Below are 19,998 nucleotides of genomic sequence, written 5' to 3' on the forward strand. Positions count from 1 at the left end.
GCCATGCCGACTGTGCTCCGCCAACCGAGCGATTCATCGGCCGGAGCTTCCGGGCGAGGAGTGCCACAGCTTGCGCGGCGGCTGGCTGGCGGGCACGCCGGCCGGTTTCACGTCGGCATAGGGCGACTGCTTGAAGCCACTGGCGTGCACCAGCACCCGACGCTGGCCCATCCCGCCGGCCCTGGTCTCGTGCTCGGGGCCGCCGGTGGCGGCGGGCGGCGAGGTGCGCCAGTCGGTGTAGGCCTCCACGTCTCGCCCCTCGACAGGCTCGGGGATCGTGGTCTGGTTGGCATCGGGGATCCGGTCGAGCACCTCCAGCACCGCGGCCAGGGCCGCCCGTCGCCCATCGCCGGAATCCAGCCGGGAACGCCAGATCTGGTGCAGCTCGGCCAGGTCCCAGGCGCCGGTGGCGCGCAATGAGACCCCGCGCGGGCCCGTGCGCCGCAACTCCCCGCGCACCACCAGCAGCCAGGAGTTGAAGACGGTGGCGGCATAGGGGCCCTGCGCATCCTCGAAGAAGGTGCAGTCCACCGGCCCGGTGGCGTCATCCAGGGTGAGGAAGACCACCCGTCGCCCGGACCGCACCGGCGGGGTCTGGGTGGCCACCTTCACCCCGGCCACCAGCAGATCCGCCTTCTGCCGCCGCTTCAGCAGATCGGCCGAGGCGGTGGTCCGCAGCTCGTCCAACAACTCCCGGTAGCCCTCCACCACATGCCGGCTGGCATCCAGCCCCAGGATCTCCAGCTCGGCGGCCAACCGCTCGTCGTGGTCCATCTCCGGCAGGCCGGTGGCGACGACGTCAGTGGGTGGGGCTTCGACAAACCCAGCCAGCGAGTTGTCGACAAACCCCTCGACCGGCTCGGGGATCGTGGCTGGGTCGGCCTCCCCATCCTCGACCGGCTCGGTGAAGTCCAGCGCCAGCTGCACCCCGGCGAGCCGCTCGGCGGCCCGGCCGGGGATCACCTCTCCCCGGGCCTGGCGCCGGGCCAGGTCTCGCGGATCGTCCCCGGCGGCAGCTGTCGGCAGGCTGGCTCGGCGCAACCCCCGGGCCCGGCTGGCGGTGCGGGCATCCACCCGGGCCTGGCGCACCAGATCCGCCAGCGCCAGCAACAGGTCGCGCCGGGTCAGCCGGCCGTCCCGCAGCACCGACGACGGCCGCCCCACCCCGTAGAGCTCGTCGAAGGCACCGGCCAGCACCAGATTCTCGGCCAGCGGCGCCGCTGGCTGCGCCCGGGCCCAGAAGTCACTCAGGCTGGTGTAGGGCTGCCCGGCCACGATCCGCGCGATCTCGGTCTCGCTGATCCCCTTCACGTCGGCCAGGCTGAGCCGGATCGCCCAGCCCGAGCCGTTGGGCAGACCGGCGGCGGGCCTCTCGACAGGCTCGGGGACCGTGGCCGGGGCGGGCTCGGGGTGCGTGCGTTCCACCCGGTAGCTGGCGGCGCTGCGATTCACGTCGACACCCAAGACGGTGATCTTGCAGCGGCGAGCCTCTTCCAAGATCAACCTCTTGGGATACATCCCCGGGTCATGGGTGAGCACCCCGGCCAGGAAGTGCGCGGGGTGGTACCACTTCAGCCAAGCGGACTGGTAGGTGGGCAGCGCGAAGGCGGCCGCGTGCGCCTTGCAGAAACCGAAGCTGGCAAAGGCTTCCAGCACCTGCCAGATGCGCTCCACCAGCTCGGCGGAGTAGCCGCGGCTCCGGGCCAACGGGACGAACCAGTCCTTCACGTCCAGCTGACCGGCCGCATCCCCCAGTGCTCGTCGAGCCTCATCCCCCTGGGCCAGGCTGCATCCGGTGATGATCGAGATGATCTTGATGATCTGTTCATGGAAGACCACCACCCCGCCGGTCTCGGCCAGCGCCGGAACAAGATCAGGATGCAGGAAGCTGGGCGCGGACCAACCCTGCCGGGCATTCAGGAAGGGGACCACCATGTCGCTCTTGACCGGCCCGGGGCGAAAGAGCGAGATGTCGATGATGATGTCGTTGAAGGTGCTCGGCCCGAACTTGCCGACCAGTTCGCGCTGACCGGGCGACTCGATCTGGAAGCAGCCCAAGGTCTGGGCGTGGCCGATCATGTCGTAGACCGCCGGATCGTCGAAGGGGGCCAGGGCGTCGATGTCGGGCGCGCCGCCGGTGGTGCGTTCCAGTTCGGTCAGGGCGTGCGCCATCGATGACTGCATCCGGATGCCCAGCACGTCCAGCTTGAGCAGGCCCAGGTCCTCCACGTCGTCCTTGTCGAACTGGCTCATCGGGAAGCCGCCGAAACTGGCCTCCAGCGGGGTGCGGCGGGCCAGGCTGGAGTCACTGAGGATCACCCCGCAGGGGTGCAGCGCGACATGCCGGGGCAGCCCGTCGAGGGATTCCACCAGGCCGAACAGCACGTCCAGCCGGGGTTCGGCCAGCCCGGCGGCGCGCAGCTCCGGCAGGTCGCGCAGCGCCTTGCGGGCGTCGCGGGCACGGATGTGCGGGAAGGCCTTGGCGATCGCGTCGGCCTCGGCGGGCGGCATGCTGAGCGCGGCGGCGACGTCGCGCACCGCATGCCGCACCCGATAGGTCTCCAGCATGGCGACGCAGGCCACCCGGCTGCCGCCGAAGGTCTCCAGCACCTTCTGGTAGATCTCGGTGCGACGAGCGGATTCCACGTCCAGGTCGATGTCCGGCAGCGCCTGGCGCAGCGGGGAGAGGAAGCGCTCCATCACCAGCCCATAGGCCAGCGGGTCGACGCCGGAGATCCCCAGCAGGTAGTTGACCAGGCTGCCGGCGCCCGAGCCTCGGGCGGCGCAGCGGATGCCCAACTCCCGCACCAGGCCGACCACCTGGGCGACGGTGAGGAAGTAGGCGGCATAACCCAGCTGGCCGATCACGTCGAGTTCCTCGTCCAGCCGGCGACACACCTGATCCGTGGACCGGCCGTAGCGTTCGGCGATCCCGGCCTCGCAGTGGGCCCGCAGCTCGGCCATCGCCTGCCCGGTGGTGGTGCCCAGCATCTCGAACTCGGGCAGGTGCAGTTCCCCCAACCCGATGTCGGCGCGCGGATCCAACCGGCAGCGCAACGCGGTGAGCCGAGTGTCGGCCAGCAGCCGCTCAGCGCCGGTGCTGCCCCGCCCAGCCAGCCGCGCGACATCCTCGGCCAGCCGCAGCATCTGCTTGCCGCTCTTGAGGTGGGCCTCGGCATTGCGCCGGTCCACATTGCGTGCATCCAGCGGCACCAGCCGTCGGGCGGCATCCAGCACGTCGATGGTGGCGGCCTGGCGACGTTCGGCCATCCGCACCTGGTTGGTCAGCACGGCGGTCAGCCGGTGCTCGTCGGCCAGCGCCAGCATCCGCCCGGCCTGGTGGGCGCTGGCCACCCCGTCGCCGCCCACCTGGTGATTGGTGACACCCACCAACAAGCACTCGGGGCCCACCAGATCCAGCCAGTGGTGCAGTTCGTCGCGGGCCAGATCCGCCCGGCCGGCGGCGATGTGCAGCCCGAACTGGCTGTCCGCCCCCAAGGTGACCAGCAGGTTGCCGTCGGCGGCGTGCCGGGCGACCAGCTCGGGAGTGGCGACGGGTTTGCCACGCTCCCCCGCCAGGTGGGTGTCGGTGACCAGCCGGCACAGGTCTGCCCAGCCGTCGCGACTGGTGGCGGTGGCCACCACCCGGGGCAGCCGGGCATCGCGCAGTTCACCGCCGCGGGCCGCGGTGCGCCGACGGGTGGCCGGGCGCGGCTGACCGGCGAAGGGCACGGCCAGATCCACCCCGACCACGGGAGCGACGCCGGTGCGCAGGCAGGCCTTGGCAAAGCGAACCGCCCCATAGAGCCCGTCGCGGTCGGTCAGGGCCAGGGTGTCCATGTCCTGCGCGGCGGCGGCCGCCACCAGCTCGCCGGGGTGGCTGGCGCCGTACTGCAGCGAGTAGCCCGAGGCCACCCGCAGGTGGACGAAGGGATCCATCGCTCAGTCCACCACGGTGCGCAGCCGCCAACTGCCATCGGCCCAGGCATGGTCCAACTCGTAGACGCCGCGGCTGAGGTACTGGCCAGCGGCGGCCTCCACCCGCCACACCTCGCGCTCACGCAACAGGTCATCGCTGCCGGATTCGGCGTGCTCCCACCAACTGCCCGACTCGATCCAGCGTTGCTGCACCGTCAGCACCCGCCAGAGCTTGTTGCGCCACAGGAACTGGCTGGGCCCCTCGTCGTCGCCGACCCGCCCCAGCCGCACCTCGATGGCCTCATCACACCTGCGCACGGCGACCTCCAGACGATCATGAATCGAACATGATTTCGATCAAGAGCCACTATAGACGCCGCCACCGACAGAAGACGAGGGCCGAGGACCAGGGGCCGTGCTGAGGGGGCAAACATGAGACTGGTCACAATTCACTGGGCCTGACCCCAATGTGAAAGCATGTGGGGTGAGATGACCGAAATTCCCCCGATCGGCCGCCGAGACCCCTCGTCCTCGCCGAATCTGTTTGCCGACCGTCTGAGTGAGGCCATCACCCAGCGGGGCCTCTCGCTGCACCGGATCCAGAACAAGCTCGCCGCGCAGGACCTGCGGGTCTCCACCGCGACGCTGAGCTACTGGGCCACCGGGCGTTCCCGCCCCACCCGCAACCGTTCCCAGGACGTGGTCAACGCGCTGGAGAGCATCCTGGGCGTCGATCCCGGTCACCTGTTGTGGGCGATGACCGGCGACCCCGGCTGGCAGAACATCAACGACCTGCTGCCCCAGGCCGACTACCTACCCCCCGATCTTGAGGAGATCACCCACAAGCAGGCCAAGAACTGGCGACGGATGATGGTGCATGACGTCTCCTACATCGGCTCCGACCACATCGAGACCCACACCATCACCACGCAGGTCTCCCGCGCCGAGGTGGACAATGTGGACGGCTGGACCTCCGTGGTGCAGGCCGAACCCGGGCAGAGCGCCGGCATCCAGCCGCTGTCGGGCATGACCATGCAGAACATCCGCACCATGCCCGGTGACAACCTGACCCTGGCGGAGGTGAAGCTCCCCCGAGCGCTGCGTCGCGGCGAGTCGATCCTCACCACCCAACGCTGCGACTACGGCCCCGGCGGCAAGCCCACCACCCGGATCGGCCGGGCCGTCCCCGCCCCGACGGACCTGCTGGTGCTGGAGGTGCATTTCCAGGGCAGCCCGCCCAAGCACATCGAACGCAGCTTCACCGATCCCAACACTGGCCAGGTCACCCGGATCAGCAAGTCGCTGTTCATCGCGCCCGACCAGGCGCACTGCGTGATCACCAATGCCGCCGTCGGCACCCACCTGCTGGTCCTGGAGTGGTGAGGGCAGGCCGGAGCACCCTCTAGGCTGGGAATCATGGAACTTCTTCCCCTCACCTTCGCCTCCGGGTGGGCCTCCGGGCTGAATGCCTGGGCGACGGTGCTCGTGCTGGGGCTGCTCGGCCGCTTCGCGCACGTCGGGGAGGTTCCCACCGGTTTCCAGCGCGCCGACGTGCTGATCGTGATGGCGGTGCTGGCGACGATCGAACTGCTGGCGGACAAGATCCCGCTGCTGGACTCCACCTGGGATGCCGCCTCCACCGTCGTGCGTCCCGTGGCCGGCGCGGTGATCGCCGCCCTGATCGCCGGGCAGACCGGATCGCTGACCACCATCGCGCTGGCCAGCATCGGCGGGGTGAGCGCGCTGCTCAGCCACATCACCAAATCCGGCCTGCGACTGGCGATCAACACCTCCCCCGAGCCAGTCAGCAATGTGGCCGCCTCGGTGGCCAATGACGTCTCCCTGGTGACCGTGCTCGCGCTGGCCGCCGAACACCCCGTGCCCGCGGCCGTACTGGCCGGGGTGCTGTTGGTGACCGGGCTGGTGCTCTTCGCCCTGGTCTTCACCCAGATCCGACGCGGGGTCGCGATGGTGCGGCGCAACCTGGCCGGCCTGCGGGGATCGACCGAGCGCGGAATGCACGAGGACGGCCGGTGACCCCACCCGACCAGACACCGGCCACCGTGCTGGTGCGGGGTGCCACCCTGACCGGGATGGCCGCCGCCGCCCGGCTGGCGAAGGCCGGTCACCACGTCGTGCTGGACGCCGACGGACTGCCCGACGGCGGCCACTGGGCCAGCCACCCGCACCTGGGCGTCGAGACCGATGAACTGCCGCAGCACTTCCGACTGCCCGCCAGCTGGCGAGACCTGTTCAAGAAGTCCGGCCGGGCCTTCGACGCCGAACTGACCCGGCACGGGCTAAACCTGATCCCCGCGCCGGAGCAGGTGCACCGCTTTGCCGACGGACGCCAGTTCGTGCTGCCCAGCGAACGCGGCGCCCAGTTCCACGCCGTCGAGCACGCCTTCGGCCAGTCCGCCGCACAGCGCTGGACCGAGCTGCTGGACGATCTCGACGAGTTGTGGCAGCGGCTGCGGCTGGTGGGGCTGGAACGCCCCGTCGAGGACGACACCTTCACCCGGCAGACCCGGGCCGGCCTGTCCTGGCGCACCAGCCTGGACGAGCTGGCTGAGCGCACCGGTAACCCTCACCTGGCCCGGATCGTGCGGATCCAGGGAGACCTTGCCGGCGCCTCCCCCGGCCGCAATCCGGCGCTGCTGGCCATCCGGCTGGCCATCCATCGTCGCTTCAGCCACTGGCAGCTGGTGGACGACGACGGCGTCAGCCAGCGCGCCTCCCGGCTGGTGGAACTGTTGGCCGAACGGCTCGAGCTGCGCGGGGTGGAGCGCATCGGCGCCCCCGCACCCCTGCTCGGCTCCGGCCTGCCCGACCTGTCGGACATCACCCCCGCCCCCAGCACCGACGCCGACATCCTGCTGGACACCATCCCCCACCAGCAGGTTGGGCTGCTCGGCCGTCCGCTGGGCCGGCCCGCGATGGCCCCCACCGTGCGGCAGGAACTGCTCGACGGCCTGGACGACGAGTTGCGTCCGCTGGCCCGTTGCCCGGAGAACCCGGCGGTGGAACTGGGCATCGTCGAGCTGGTGGACCACACCGCCGGCACCCCGGTGGTCAGTTGGCATCGCCCGCTGGCCGACGGCCGGGTGCTGCGCACCGTGCACGACCACAACCATCCCCGGCCGGACCTGTCCTGGGGGCTGGCGCCCAGTACCTTCAAGGACTGGCAGCACCGCCCCAAACTGAAGATCGACCAACACCGCTGGGCGGCCTCGTCGGCCAGCCACGCCGGCCCGGACCCGTGGGGGGAACTGCTCAGCGCGGCACTGGCCGCCTACGGCATCCATGAACAGCTGACCGGGGAGGACATTCGTCCCACCAACCGGAATCCCCCACCGCCGCGGCGACAGGCCAGACCCGGCCGTCGGTAGCGTAAAGTGGTCAGGCAAGTCTTCAGTGAGGAATAGCCCCTTGACCGATCCGCAGCGCCCCGAGACCACCACCGACCAGCAAGCCCTGCTGGACAGTGAACTGGCCGTCGAGCAGCGCCACGTCGACCGCGTGCACGCCCAACTCGAGGTGGCCACGGCCTCCGCGAAGCAGGTGGAGGCCGAAGGTCGCAACAAGTTCGTCACCGACCGCGGCAACTGGATGCGCGAGGAGGACGGCACCGCCCTGTTCGAGCGCGACGCCTTCGCCTTCCAGGCCGCCAAACGGCTGGCGGTGCTGGACGCGGAGCACGAGGGGCTGGTCTTCGGCCGACTGGACCTGCGGGGCGAGGAGCACCGCTACATCGGCCGGATCGGGGTGCGAGACGACGACTACGAGCCGTTGGTGATCGACTGGCGCGCGCCCGCCGCGGAGCCCTTCTACCGGGCCACCGCCAACAACCCGATGGACGTGATCCGCCGTCGGGTGCTGCGCTGCCGCGACGACCGGGTGATCGGGATCGAGGACGACCTGCTGGACGACTCGGTGCCCACCGACCTGCCGGTGATCGGCGAGGGCGCCCTGATGGCGGCGCTCAGCCGGGCCCGCGGGCACCAGATGAAGGACATTGTCGCCACCATCCAGGCGCAGCAGGACGAGGCGATCCGCGCCCCCTACCAGGGTGTCACCGTGATCGCCGGCGGGCCGGGCACCGGCAAGACCGTCGTCGCGCTGCACCGCGCCGCCTACCTGCTGTACTCCAACCGCAAGCGGCTCGAGAAGGGCGGCGTGCTGGTGGTTGGCCCCTCCAGCGTCTTCATGAACTACATCGAGCGGGTGCTGCCCAGCCTGGGCGAGGATTCGGTGACGCTGAAGTCGATCGGTTCGGTGGCCAGCGACGTGCTGCGCACCGCTGTCGACCGGGTGGATGGTGCGCAGGCAGCGACGCTGAAGGGCTCGCTGCGGATGCTGCCGCTGCTCAAGCGGCTGGTCGTCTCCCCCGCCGTCGAGTATGACGAGGCCTTGCAGCTGCGGGTCAGCGTCAAGGGCGAGGTGCTCACCCTGAAGGCCGACAAGCTGCGCCGGATGCGCGCCGACCTGCTGGCCAGCCACAAGAACAACCGCTCACGCGAGGTGGCCGAACAGGCCGTCGTGAACGCGCTGTGGAGTCGCTTCCCCGCCGACGAGCACGACCTGGACCGTGACCAGTTCGAGGATGCGGTGACCGGTCAGGCCGCCTTCCAGATGATGATGAATGCCTGGTGGCCGCTGCTCTCCGCGCCCCGGGTGCTGGCTCGCTGCGCCGATGCCGCGCTGCTGCGCCGCGTCGCCGGCGACCTGCTCAGCGAGGACGAGTGCGAGGTGCTGGCCGAGAGCTTCGCCGCCACCACCTCCAACGAGGACGACGACCGCTCCACCGGCTGGTCGGTGGCCGACATCGCGCTGCTGGACGAGCTGGTCAGCATCATCGGCCCCACCCCCCGCAGCGAGGAGCGTGACGAGCCGCTCTTCCTCGAGGGGATGGACCAGGTGGCGGAGATCGTCACCACCGCCGACCTGCTGCGCGACGAGCGCGAGGACAGCCTGGACGACGAGCCGCACAACACCTATGCCCACGTCCTGGTGGACGAAGCGCAGGACGTCACGCCGATGCAGTGGCGGATGCTGCGCCGCCGCGGCCCGCAGGCCTCCTGGACACTCGTCGGTGACCCGGCGCAGTCCTCCTGGCCGGTGCCCGCCGAGACCGAGCAGGTGATGCGCGAGCTGATCGGCACCGCCCCGCACCGCACCTTCCGGCTCACCAAGAACTACCGCTCCCCCGCGGAGGTCTTCCGGCTGGCCGCCAAGGTGATCACCCCGGTCTTCCCCGACGCCGACCTGCCCGAGGCGGTCCGCTCCACCGGCAACGACCCGCTGCTGGTGACCGCCCCGCGCGGTGACCTGATGACGGCGATCGGCGAGCAGGTGGCCACCCTGTCCGAGCAGGTGGACGGCACCATCGGGATCATCGTCCCGCCGTCGCTGATGCGCACGGTGCGCCGCCAGGCCTCCGCGCAGCCGCAGATCGTCGAGAACCTGGAACGCTGCGTCGTGGTCACCCCGTTGGAGAGCAAGGGCCTGGAGTACGACGGCGTGCTGGTGGTCAGCCCCGACGACATCGTCGAGGAGACCCCGGGCCGGGAACGAGTGCTCTACGTGGCGCTGACCCGCCCCACCCAGCGGTTGACCATCCTGGACGTCGACGGACGTCCGGGCGCCTGGCGACGGGTGCTGTGAGCCGCCGCCTGTGCTGGGTCAGTGGAAGCAGAGCAGGTACATCAGGACGATGTTGCCCGCCAGCAGGATGGCAGCGGTGGGCAGCTGCGCCTTGATCGGGCCGTAGCTGTCCTCCAGTTCCAGCAGCGCCGCCGGCACCAGGTTGAAGTTGGCGGCCATCGGCGTGCACAGCGTGCCACAGAAGCCGGCCAGCATGCCGATCGCGAAGATCGAGGCCGGGGTGCCGTCGAACTGCTGCACCAGCACCGGCCAGCCGACGGCCGCGGTCATCACCGGGAAGGCGGCGAAGGCATTGCCCATGATCACGGTGAACATCGCCATCCCCAGGCAGTAGACCACCACGGCGGCGAAGAGCTTGCCCTCCGGCAGGATCATGGTGGTGATCCTGCCGACGGCATCACCCACACCGGCCGCCTTGAACAGCATTCCCAGCGTGGCCAGGAATTGCGGCAGGATCGCAGCCCAGCCGATGTGACCCAGCAGCCGGTCGCCCTCCCGGAAGGGCTCGGCGATGTCGCGCACCCGGAAACGCCAGCAGGCCACCGCCAGCGCCACCAGTGCGGCGATCCCCAGGCCGATGATGGTGGCCATCGACGGCTCGAAGAGCGGGCGGCCACCCAGCGAGGCGTGGTTCAGGCCCAGCGCCGCCGCGATCCCGGCCACGACGGGGATCATCAGGGCCGGTACGAAGAGCCAGTTGCCGTAGCGGGCGGCGGTGAGCTCCCGCTGCTCGTCGGAGGTTGAGTCCAGGGTGCCGCGCCCGGGGAAGCCGAGACCGGCCAGCGCCACCAGCAGCAGCACCGCGATCCCCTCGATGAAGGCGGATCCGGTCTTGTCCACCACGAAGGTGCCGTAGACGAAGCAGAAGGCCACCAGCGTCCAGAAGGCGGCCGAGCCGAAGCGCTTGGCGTCGCTGCGGTCGCGCAGCCGGATCAGGGCAATCAGCAAGAAGATCGCAGCGCACAGCCAGTAGAACCATTCGACCTTGATCATCGTTCGGCTCCTTCGGTGGTGGGAGCCGGTTCCCCGGCCTCGGTCGGGGCGTCGGCCGGGGCGGTGTCACCCTCGGCGGCCATTGACGCAAGCGAGCGGTCGAGCAACAGCAGCCGTGGGGTGTGCACCAGGAAGGCCAGGATGGCTGTGGGGATGGACCACAGGGCGATCTGGATCGCCTCCAGCTTGAGCCCATAGGTGGCGTCGACGAAGCCGGTGATCAGCAGGATGGAGCCGATCGCGATGAAGACGTCCTCGCCGAAGAAGAGTCCGATGTTGTCAGCGCTGGTGGCGTAGGAACGCAGCTTCTCCCGCATTCGGGTTGTGTAGCGCGGGTGGCTGCGCTCGACGGCGGCCTCGGCCATCGGGACGATCAGCGGCCGAACGGCCTGTGCCGGGCCACCGATCGCGGCCAGACCGAGGGCGGCGGTCGCCTGGCGCAGCGCGAGGTAGGCCACCAGCAGCCGACCGGCGGTCATCCCCTTCAACTTGCCCATCAGCCGTCGAGCCTGTTGCATCAGACCGTAACGTTCCAGCAGACCGATCACTGGCAACACGATGATGAAGACGCTGACCGAGCGGGAACTGGCGAAGCCGGTGCCGAAGGCCTCGACGATCTTCACCGGCGAGATGCCGCCCAACAATCCGGCGGCGACACCCGCGGCGGCCACCACGAGCATGGAATTGATGCGCAATGCGAAGCCGATCACCACGATGGCGACGGCCAGGAGTACCCACATGTTGTGCTCCTCGTCGAGCTCGGCCCAAGGAGCCGGGCGCCGCGCTTCGGCACCGCGCCGCAATCTAGATGTTGTTGAACAATCTTGGCAAGACCTCAGCCTCAGCTGAGTTCCTCCTCGGCCCGCAAGAGGTAGAGCTCCAGCACTCCCCGGGCCCGCGCCAGCTGGCCGGCCCGCAACAGGTCCGCAATCCGCTGGTTCTCGTCCAGGAAGCTCTCGTGCACCGCTCGCGGATTGCCCAGCGTCAGGTAGCGCAACCGGGTCTGGGCGGTCACGATCCGCATCAACCGGCTTGCCACGGGATTGTCCGCCAGCTCCACCAGCGCCATGTGGAAGAGCGCATTGGCGGTGCCCACCCCCACCCAGTCGTCCCGGTCCCGGGCGCGAGCGGCCAGCACGACGGTGTGCACCAGCCGCTCCAGCGCCGCGGAATCTGGGGCCAGCTGGCACTGGACCGCCCGCGCGGCAAGGTCATCCAACGCGCCCAGCTCCAGGTGGCGACGGACCGCGAAGAGGTGCCGGGACTCCTCGGGCCCGATCCGGCGGACGAAGACACCTCGGTTGGGGTGGTGCTCCACCAGCTGCTCATGGGCCAGCATCCGGAAGGCCTCGCGCAGGGTGTTGCGACTGACCGCCAGGCGCTCCCCCAGCTGCACCTCGTCCAACCGCTGGCCGGGTTGGTAGCCGCCGGCGAGGATACCGTCGGCCAGACGGACGAAGCAGCGTTCCACCCGGGGCGGTTCGCGATGCTCCATGGCCATTGGTTCCCTTCACGACATCCCCTGCAGCGCCCGGCGGACACCCGCCATCAGTCTCCCAGACCCCGACCCAACGGGGGTGTGCATCTTGACAGGGTCGAGATCGTTGAACAATCTTGGCCCATGACGCAAGCGCTGCGAACCATCGACCTGAACGCCGACATGGGCGAGAGCTTCGGCCAGTGGCGGATGGGTGATGACCGGGCCCTGCTGGACGTGGTCACGTCGGCCAATGTGGCCTGCGGTTTCCATGCCGGCGATCCCCTGGTGCTCGCCGAGACCCTGCAATTGGCCGCCGAACGAGACGTGGTGGTGGGGGCCCACGTCTCCTACCGGGATCTGGCCGGCTTCGGCCGCAGCTTCATCGACGTCGACCCCGGCCAGTTGCGGGCCGAGCTGGTCTACCAACTGGCCGCCATCACCGGGGTTGCCCGCACCGTGGGCGCGCGAGTGGCCTATGTGAAACCGCACGGGGCGCTCTACAACACGATCGTGCACCACCAGGGGCAGGCCACCGCCGTCGTCGAGGCGGTCCAGGTCATCAACCAGACGTTGGAGTCGCCGCTGGCCATTCTCGGCCTGCCCGGGGCCCTGGTGCTGGAACTGGCCGAGCAGGCGGGGATCGCGACGGCCCGGGAGGCCTTCGCGGATCGCGGCTACACCCCCGAGGGGAGGCTGGTCTCGCGTCGCGAACCGGGCGCGGTGCTGCACGACGCAGATGAGGTGGCCCGGCGGATGGTGGAGCTGGTCACCACCGGCAGCCTCACCGCCGTCGACGGCAGCCGGGTACAGATCCAGGCCGATTCCATCTGCGTCCACGGCGACTCCCCCGGCGCGGTGGCGATGGCCCGGGCCGTGCGCGTGGCGCTCGACCAGGCGGGCATCACCCTGAAGAGCTTCCGATGAGCGTCCAGGCCCGGCTGCTCAGCGCTGGCCGGACCTCGGTGCTGGTGGAACTGCCCGATGCCACCACCCGACGCCAGCTGCACCAGACGCTGCTGAACCACCCGGCACCCGGCGTGGTGGATCTGGTGCCGGCCGCCCGCACCGTCAGCCTGCAGTGCGCCGACGCCGAGGCCCTGCCCGCGGCCGTCGCACACCTGCGGGCGCTGCTGGCCGCCGGGCTGGACGCCGCCCAGGCCACCGACACACCCCCGACCACCATCGACGTGCGTTATACCGGTGAGGATCTGGCACAGGTGGCCGGGCTCCTGGGCACCGACACCGCCGAGGTGGTGCGTCGGCACACCGGCCAGCTGTGGACCGTCGAGTTCGCCGGCTTCATGCCCGGCTTCGGTTACCTCAGCGGCGAGAACGGCGGGTTGGAGGTGCCCCGGCTGAAGACGCCCCGCACCCGGATCCCGCCGGGCAGCGTCGCGCTGGCCGGGGAGTTCACCGGCATCTACCCGCAGGCCTCGCCCGGCGGTTGGCAACTGATCGGCAGCACCGACGCCGTGCTCTGGGATCCGCAGCGCACACCCCCGGCCCTGCTGGTGCCGGGTGCCCGGATCCGCTTCCGGGAGGTGCGCTGATGGCAGGCCTGGTGGTGGAACGCGCGGGGCTGCGCACCCTGGTGCAGGATTTGGGCCGCCCGGGCCTGGCCAGCCTGGGGATCAGCGCCAGCGGCGCGTGGGATCGGGCAGCCTTCGCCCTGGCCAACCGGATCATCGGCAATGCACCCGGCCTGGCCTGTCTGGAGGTGGTACTGGGCCAGCTGGCGGTACGCGCCGTCGACGGCGACCTGCTGGTGGCGCTGACCGGCGCACCCTGCCCGCTGACGGTGGACGGCCGCCCGGTCGACGCCTTCAGCCCGGTGCTGTTGCGTGCTGGACAGCTGCTGGAGGTGGGTCAGCCGGTGGTCGGGCTGCGCAGCTACCTGGCAGCCCATGGCGGGCTGGATCTTCCCCCGGTCTTCAACAGCCGCTCCTGTGACCCGACCCGCGGGATCGGCCCCGCCGTACTGCAAGCCGGCGACCTGGTGCCCGTCGGTGCCCGGGGCGGCCGGACCATCGTCGCCAGCGACCTGTGCGTGACCAGCACGGCCCAGCGCGACGAGCTCACCCTGCGGGCGGTGTGGGGGCCGCGGCAGGACTGGTTCACCGCCGCCGCCCATCAACTCTTCACCGGGACCGCCTGGCAGGTGACCAGCGAGTCCGATCGGGTGGGGACCCGGCTCAGTGGCCCCGCCCTGGAGCGGGCCGTCGACGGTGAGCTGACCAGCGAGGCGGTGGTGCGGGGATCGGTCCAGGTGCCCAGCTCCGGCCAGCCTCTGGTCTTCGGACCAGACCACCCCACCACCGGCGGCTATCCGGTGATCGTCGTGGTGGACGGCCCCGACGCGGACCTGCTGGCCCAGGCTCGGCCGGGGCAGACCGTGCGCTTCGCGGTCAGCCGACCACGGATCCTGGCCTGATCACTGGGCCAGTGACCAGGGCCGCATCACCAGCGCCGTTCCAGCAACATCGCGAAAATCTCCCGCGTGGCCAGCGAGCGGTTCTGGGTGAAGAACTGCAGCCCGGGCGCGCCGCCGCGCAGCAGCGTCACGGCGATCTCCGACGCGATCCTGGAGCCCACCCGGCGCACCCCGGCCGGGTCGTCTGCCACCTCGGCCAGCCGCAACTGCACCTGCTGCGGCACCGGCGCGCCGGAGAGTTCCGCGAACCGCTTGACCTGGTTGATGTTGGTGATCGGCATGATGCCGGGGATGATCGGGATCTGGCAGCCCAGGTCCCGCACCCGCTGCACCAGGTCGAAATAGGCGTCGGGATTGAAGAAGAGCTGGGTGATGGCGAACTCGGCGCCGGCCTCAGCCTTGTCCACCAGGATCCGGGCATCCAGCGCGGCATCGCGCCGCTCCGGATGCACGTCGGGGAAGGCTGCCACGCCGACGCAGAAATCCCCCGCTTGCTTCACCAGCCGCACCAGCTCGGTGGCATTGGCCAGACCCTCGGGGTGCTGTTCCCACGGCACGGTGGGGCCACCCGGCATGTCACCGCGGATCGCCAGCACATGCTTCAACCCCACCTCGGCATAGGCGCCGATGGTGGTCTCCAGCTCCGCGCGGCTCTGCGAGGCGCAGGTCAGGTGCCCCATCACCGGGATCGACGAGGCCGCGGCGATCCGCCGGGTGGCGTCGATGGTGCGCTCGCGGGTGGACCCCGAGGCGCCATAGGTGACCGAGACGAAGTCCGGGCCGAGCGGTTCCAGCCGTTCGATCGCGCTGCGCAGCTGTTCCTGGGCGGCGTCGTCGCGCGGCGGGAAGAACTCGAAACCGAACAGCGGGCGATCGGCTGTGGCCAGCAGTTGGGCAATGGTGGGACGCTCCTGGGGCATGGTTTTCACCCTAGGGGCGTCGGGAATCCGACTGGCCCATCGATCCATTCGTGGACAACCTCGCCGGGAAGTAGGCTCGACGTCGTGGCCACTGCTGAGCTCCCCTTCTCCCCTGCCGATCCGGCCGGTGCGGACTTCCGCGCCGCCATCGGCACCGCGATCACCACCTTTCTGGACGAGCGTCGCGACGAGCTGTCAGCCATCGGCCCGGAACTGGACCTGCCGCTGGAACTCGCCACCGTCTTCACGGGCGGCGGCAAGCGCGTCCGCCCCGCCTTCTGCTACTGGGGACGGGTGGCCGCCGGCGGCGCGCCGACCGATCCCGACGCGCTGGTGCGCGCCGCCGCCAGTCTGGACCTGCTGCACGTCAGCGCCCTGATGCACGACGACGTGATGGACGCGTCCGACACCCGACGGGGGGTGCCCGCGGCCCACCGCCAGTTCGAGCAACTCCACCGGGCCCGGGGTGGCCGGGGCGATGCCGGGGCCTTCGGCCGGGCCGGCGCGATCCTGCTCGGCGACCTGCTGCTGGTCTGGAGCGAGCAGCTGCTGGCCAATGCCGGGGTGCCCGCCGAGCGGCTGACCGTCGCCCGCCCGCTGATCGAGGCGATGCGCACCGAGGTGACCTGCGGCCAGTTCCTGGACGTGATTGCCCAGTCCGCCCCGGCCACCGCGGATCTGGAGCAGGCCCTGATCACCGCCAACCGGGTGGTGGAGTACAAGACCAACCGTTACACGGTGCAGCGGCCGCTGCAGTTCGGTGCGGCGCTGGGCGGGGCCGACCAGGTGCTGCTGGACCAGCTGGCGCTGTTTGCGTCCCCGATCGGCCGCGCCTTCCAGTTCCGCGACGACCTGCTGGGGATCTTCGGCGACCAGCAGCTCACCGGCAAGCCCGCCGGCGACGACCTGCGGGAGGGCAAGCGCACCGTGCTGGTGGCGCACGCCCTGGCCAAGGCGCCGGCCGCCGACGCCGCCGAACTGGACGCGATGCTGGGCGACCCGTCGCTGGGCGCCGAACAGGTGGCCCGCGGCCGGGAGATCATCACCGCCAGCGGTGCCAAGGAGGCGGTGGAGAGCACCATCGACGCCGCCTTCGACCAGGCGATGGCGGCGCTGGATGCGGCAACGGTGACCGACGAGGGCCGCACCGCCCTGGTGAGACTGGCCGAGGCCTGCGTCCGTCGCGAGTACTGAGCAGAGCCCGCGGGCGCTACTGCAGTGCCGGGTTCCCCTCGCGGGAGATCGGCCCGTGCAGCACCTCGAGATGGTCATTGGCGACGACGGCCCCGTCGAGCACCGCACGAAGCGCCGCCCACGCGCCCGGATCCTCCACCGCCAGGTATTGCCAGCCCACCAGCACCAGGCTGAGCGGCTCGTCCAATCCGCGCAGGGCGGTGGTCAGGGCATCCAGTTCGGCCCCGGCCGGGTTCGGTAGGTCCAGGGCGGTGGCCAGGTCGGTCAGGTTCTGCCGCAGGCCGTCGCCCAGCTCCACCACCACGCGGCGGCCGGGTGCTTGATCGGGAACGAAGGGATGGCTCATCGGTTCACAGCTTGTCGCGGTCGATGGTGTCGGGGTCGATCGTGTTGCGGTTGATGAACTGTGCGTCGCCGCCGCCGAAGGCGGCCAGCGCGTAGCCCTCCATCTCCGGCCGGTCATCCCAGGCCTGCTGCAGCACCTGCTTGAGAGCGGCGGCGGTGGCCTGCGGGTCGTCGGCGACGGTGATCGCGGAGGAGACGGCCACCCGCAGCGCGCCGGCACCGATCACCTGCTCGATGGTGCTGGGCCTGATCCCGCCCACGGCAAACCACGGCGTCGCGTCGCGCTCCCCCAACGGCTCGCGCTGGGCGGCCTCGCGCACCAGATCCAGCCCCGGGAAGTCGACGCCGCCGCGGGAACCGCCGAAGACCGGCCCGACGAAGAGGTAGTCGGCCTGTGCCGTGCGCAGCTGGTCGGCCGAATGCACCGAGCGCCCCACCAGACTGTGTTCCGGCAGCGCCGTGCGGGCGGCCAGGATGGATTCGTCGGCGGCGCCCAGGTGCAGCACGTCTGCGCCGAAGGTCCTGGCCACGGCCAGGTCATTGCCCACCACGACAGTGGCGTTGAGCTGCAGCGCGGCGCTCTGTGCGATCTCCAGCGCGGCCAGCAGTTGCTCGGGCGTGGCGTCGGCGTCGCGCACCTGCAGCAGGTCGACGCCGCCGCGCAGCGCCTCGACGACGAAATCGCGGAAATCACCCTGCGTGGTGCGCACATCGGTGATCAGGTGCAGCTTGGCCACCTTGAGTCGGCTGGAGAGTCCCATGAGAGCAGTCACCCGCCCAGAATAGGGCGGATGGGCGGGGCGTGGATCCGTTTTGGCCAGCACGCCGCCTACACTTCACCCTGAGGGAACTTGGCCCTCGGGGCTGACACGGCCTTTCTTCCCCGACCGTGTATGGAGCTGTTGTGACCACGATGAGCATGAGCGATCCCTTGGTGGGCCGCGTGCTGGATGGTCGCTACGAGATCTTGGCGAAGCTGGCTCGTGGCGGCATGGCCACGGTCTACCGCGCACAGGATCGTCGGCTGGCTCGCACCGTCGCCATCAAGGTGATGCACGACGGCCTGGGCGACGACGCGGAATTCGCCCGCAAGTTCGACCGCGAGGCCCGCTCGGCCGCCACCCTGAGCAATCCCCACGTGGTCAGCGTCTTCGACCAGGGAATCGACCACGGCCGGCCCTACATCGTGATGGAGTTCGTCACCGGATGCACCTTGCGGCATGTGATCACCCGGGAGTCGCCGCTGCCGCCGCTGCGCGCCCTGGACGTGATGGAGAATGTGGTCAGCGCCCTGTCCAGCGCCCACGAGGCCGGGCTGGTGCACCGCGACGTCAAGCCGGAGAATGTGCTGATCAGTGACCGCGGGCAGATCAAGGTGGCCGACTTCGGCCTGGCCCGCGCCGTCACCAACCAGACCGCCACCGCCACCCAGGGCCTGTTGATCGGCACCGTCAGCTACCTGCCGCCGGAGCTGGTCACCACCGGCCGGGCCGATGCGCGCAGCGACGTCTATTCCGCCGGCGTCGTGCTCTACGAGATGCTCACCGGCAAGAAGCCGCACACCGGAGAGACGCCGATCCAAGTGGCCTACAGCCATGTGCACAACGACATTCCGGCGCCGTCGGCGGCGGTCAACGACAATGATCCGCGATCGATGGATTCCCGTCGGATCATCCCGCCCTATCTGGACGCTCTGGTGGTGGCCTGCACCCGTCGCACCCCCGCGGAACGCCCGCACGACGGCCGGGAACTGCTGCACCTGATCCGGACCGCCCGACGCGCGCTGCAGCACGGCATCCTGGATGATCCGGCACTGACCCAGCAGATGAGCGCCTCGATCGAGCGGGGCCGGGCCGAGGCCCAGACCCAGGCCATCGCCGCCTCCCCGGTGAGCCCGGTCGACGAAGCCACCACCGTCCTGCAGCGGCCGCAGGACGCCACCCGGGTGGACCTGCCACCCGTGGCGCCCTCACCGGCCACTCGGGCCCCCCAGCCGACCGTCAATCCGTACAGCCCGATGACCCCGCCGTCGCAGTGTTCCCAGCCGGTGCCCCGTCCCCAGACCGGGCCGCAACCGTGGGCTCCCATGCCGACGGGCGGTTCGCATCCCGCGCCGCACCCGAGCAGCGTCGACGCGGTCGCGGAGCAGCGGCGCCGCACCCGGCGTCGCCGTCGCGGACTGGTCTACCTGCTGCTGGTGCTGGCCCTGGCGGCCGCCCTGGCCTTCGGTTCGTGGCGCTGGTTCGGCGGGGACGAGTACGGCTCCGCCCCCAGCCTGGTCAACCAGAAGCAGTCGCAGGCCGTCGCGCTGACCCAGGCCAATGGGCTCTCCCTGGATGTGGTGCAGGAGTATTCGGAGACCGTGCCCAAGGGCGTCGTGATCCGCTCCGAGCCCGACGCCGGAAGCCGGGTTGCGAAGAATGCCACCATCACCGCCTGGGTTTCCCGCGGGCCGGAGCGGCACACCATGCCGTCGGTGGTGGGGATGAACCTGGACCAGGCTCGGGCCGCGATCGAGAAGGCCGGACTGACGGTCGGCAATGCCGGGGAGGACTACTCCTCCACCGTGCCGCAGGGGATCATCGCCACCGTCTCGCAGCCGCAGGGCGCCGTCCTGAAGCGCGGCGCGGTGATCAACCTGGTGGTCAGCAAGGGCCAGCGCCCGGTCGCCATCAAGGACTACACCGGCAAGAGCGTCGAGACCGCCCGACGTTCGCTGGAGACCGCCGGCTTCGCGGTGAAGGTCGTCGAGCAGCAGTCCGACGACGTGGACCAGGACAAGGTGATCTCCCAGAACCCCAGCTCCGGCGAGGGCAAGAATGGCCAGACCATCACCCTGACCGTCTCCAAGGGGTCCGAGAAGGTGACCGTCCCCGAGCTCTCCGGCAAGACCGAGGGCGAGGCGGCGACGGCGCTGAACACGGCTGGGCTGCAGGTGAAGGTGGTGCACGTCACCCCCCACGCGGTCCGGGAGGACAAGGTGCAGGCCAGCTACCCCACCGCCGGTGACAAGGTGAAGAAGGGCGAGACGGTCACCATCTGGATCGTCTGAT

At 70.3% G+C, this 19,998-nt stretch carries 16 protein-coding genes and 1 pseudogene; 9 read left to right on the forward strand and 8 right to left on the reverse strand.

The genetic code is table 11. The features are described 5' to 3' along the window. Positions 1-33: 33 nt before the first annotated feature. On the reverse strand, positions 34-3,939 hold the full coding sequence (locus AAEX57_RS04350; RefSeq protein WP_342090967.1) for a DNA polymerase III subunit alpha: 3,906 nt from the start codon (positions 3,937-3,939) through the stop codon (positions 34-36). Between the two features lie 3 nt (positions 3,940-3,942). Continuing rightward, on the reverse strand, positions 3,943-4,236 hold the full coding sequence (locus tag AAEX57_RS04355) for a DUF6504 family protein (protein ID WP_342090966.1): 294 nt from the start codon (positions 4,234-4,236) through the stop codon (positions 3,943-3,945). Positions 4,237-4,407: 171 nt separating this feature from the next. On the opposite strand from AAEX57_RS04355, the gene AAEX57_RS04360 reads away from it, so the two are divergent. Genes AAEX57_RS04360 through AAEX57_RS04375 form a run of 4 tightly spaced genes read left to right on the forward strand, consistent with a single transcriptional unit; the run spans position 4,408 to position 9,582 of the window. Further along, on the forward strand, positions 4,408-5,301 hold the full coding sequence (locus AAEX57_RS04360; RefSeq protein ID WP_342090965.1) for a helix-turn-helix domain-containing protein: 894 nt from the start codon (positions 4,408-4,410) through the stop codon (positions 5,299-5,301). 33 nt (positions 5,302-5,334) lie between these two features. Then, positions 5,335-5,955 (forward strand): DUF4126 domain-containing protein, encoded by a 621-nt coding sequence (locus AAEX57_RS04365; protein ID WP_342090964.1) that lies wholly within the window; start codon positions 5,335-5,337, stop codon positions 5,953-5,955. Then, positions 5,952-7,307 carry a hypothetical protein gene (locus AAEX57_RS04370; protein ID WP_342090963.1) on the forward strand — a complete coding sequence of 452 codons (1,356 nt, stop codon included), beginning with the start codon at positions 5,952-5,954 and terminating at the stop codon, positions 7,305-7,307. Before AAEX57_RS04365 ends, AAEX57_RS04370 begins: the two co-directional genes overlap by 4 nt. Before the next feature lie 40 nt (positions 7,308-7,347). Then, on the forward strand, positions 7,348-9,582 hold the full coding sequence (locus AAEX57_RS04375; RefSeq protein ID WP_342090962.1) for a HelD family protein: 2,235 nt from the start codon (positions 7,348-7,350) through the stop codon (positions 9,580-9,582). A gap of 18 nt (positions 9,583-9,600) precedes the next feature. Here AAEX57_RS04375 and AAEX57_RS04380 read toward each other — a convergent pair whose 3' ends face one another. The 3 genes and pseudogenes from AAEX57_RS04380 to AAEX57_RS04390 all read right to left on the reverse strand — a co-directional run bounded on the left by AAEX57_RS04380 (position 9,601) and on the right by AAEX57_RS04390 (position 12,076). Next, complete coding sequence (locus AAEX57_RS04380) at positions 9,601-10,575, reverse strand: DUF979 domain-containing protein (RefSeq protein WP_342090961.1); 975 nt, start codon at positions 10,573-10,575, stop codon at positions 9,601-9,603. Next, positions 10,565-11,315: pseudogene (locus AAEX57_RS04385) on the reverse strand (DUF969 domain-containing protein); the annotation flags it as partial. The gene AAEX57_RS04380 and the pseudogene AAEX57_RS04385, both read right to left, overlap by 11 nt. A 101-nt stretch (positions 11,316-11,416) precedes the next feature. Further along, positions 11,417-12,076: a GntR family transcriptional regulator gene (locus tag AAEX57_RS04390; protein ID WP_342090959.1), complete on the reverse strand. Its 660-nt coding sequence runs from the start codon at positions 12,074-12,076 to the stop codon at positions 11,417-11,419. 132 nt (positions 12,077-12,208) lie between these two features. On the opposite strand from AAEX57_RS04390, the gene AAEX57_RS04395 reads away from it, so the two are divergent. Genes AAEX57_RS04395 through AAEX57_RS04405 form a run of 3 tightly spaced genes read left to right on the forward strand, consistent with a single transcriptional unit; the run spans position 12,209 to position 14,486 of the window. After that, complete coding sequence (locus AAEX57_RS04395) at positions 12,209-12,979, forward strand: LamB/YcsF family protein (protein WP_342091025.1); 771 nt, start codon at positions 12,209-12,211, stop codon at positions 12,977-12,979. Further along, positions 12,976-13,605: a 5-oxoprolinase subunit B family protein gene (locus AAEX57_RS04400; RefSeq protein ID WP_342090958.1), complete on the forward strand. Its 630-nt coding sequence runs from the start codon at positions 12,976-12,978 to the stop codon at positions 13,603-13,605. Before AAEX57_RS04395 ends, AAEX57_RS04400 begins: the two co-directional genes overlap by 4 nt. Then, on the forward strand, positions 13,605-14,486 hold the full coding sequence (locus AAEX57_RS04405; protein ID WP_342090957.1) for a 5-oxoprolinase subunit C family protein: 882 nt from the start codon (positions 13,605-13,607) through the stop codon (positions 14,484-14,486). The genes AAEX57_RS04400 and AAEX57_RS04405 overlap by 1 nt, the downstream gene beginning before the upstream one ends. Before the next feature lie 26 nt (positions 14,487-14,512). Here the strand turns inward: AAEX57_RS04405 and AAEX57_RS04410 are convergent, their stop codons facing one another. Continuing rightward, entirely contained in the window at positions 14,513-15,406 is an 894-nt protein-coding gene (locus AAEX57_RS04410; protein WP_342090956.1) for a methylenetetrahydrofolate reductase, read from the reverse strand. Between the two features lie 84 nt (positions 15,407-15,490). On the opposite strand from AAEX57_RS04410, the gene AAEX57_RS04415 reads away from it, so the two are divergent. Next, positions 15,491-16,600, forward strand: a complete 1,110-nt coding sequence (locus tag AAEX57_RS04415; RefSeq protein WP_342090955.1) for a polyprenyl synthetase family protein — start codon at positions 15,491-15,493, stop codon at positions 16,598-16,600. A 16-nt stretch (positions 16,601-16,616) separates the two neighbouring features. On the opposite strand, the gene AAEX57_RS04420 is transcribed toward AAEX57_RS04415, so the two are convergent. Together AAEX57_RS04420 and AAEX57_RS04425 are read right to left on the reverse strand one after the other, a co-directional pair. Further along, on the reverse strand, positions 16,617-16,946 hold the full coding sequence (locus tag AAEX57_RS04420; RefSeq protein WP_342090954.1) for a barstar family protein: 330 nt from the start codon (positions 16,944-16,946) through the stop codon (positions 16,617-16,619). 4 nt (positions 16,947-16,950) lie between these two features. Further along, positions 16,951-17,718, reverse strand: a complete 768-nt coding sequence (locus AAEX57_RS04425; protein WP_342090953.1) for a thiamine phosphate synthase — start codon at positions 17,716-17,718, stop codon at positions 16,951-16,953. Between the two features lie 140 nt (positions 17,719-17,858). Between AAEX57_RS04425 and pknB the strand changes: the two genes are divergently transcribed. Next, a complete protein-coding gene (pknB, locus tag AAEX57_RS04430) occupies positions 17,859-19,997 on the forward strand; it encodes a Stk1 family PASTA domain-containing Ser/Thr kinase (protein ID WP_342091024.1) in 2,139 nt (712 codons plus the stop codon). Position 19,998 lies beyond the last annotated feature (1 nt).

Source organism: Luteococcus sp. H91 (genome assembly GCF_038433135.1).
Taxonomy (GTDB): Bacteria; Actinomycetota; Actinomycetes; order Propionibacteriales; family Propionibacteriaceae; genus Luteococcus.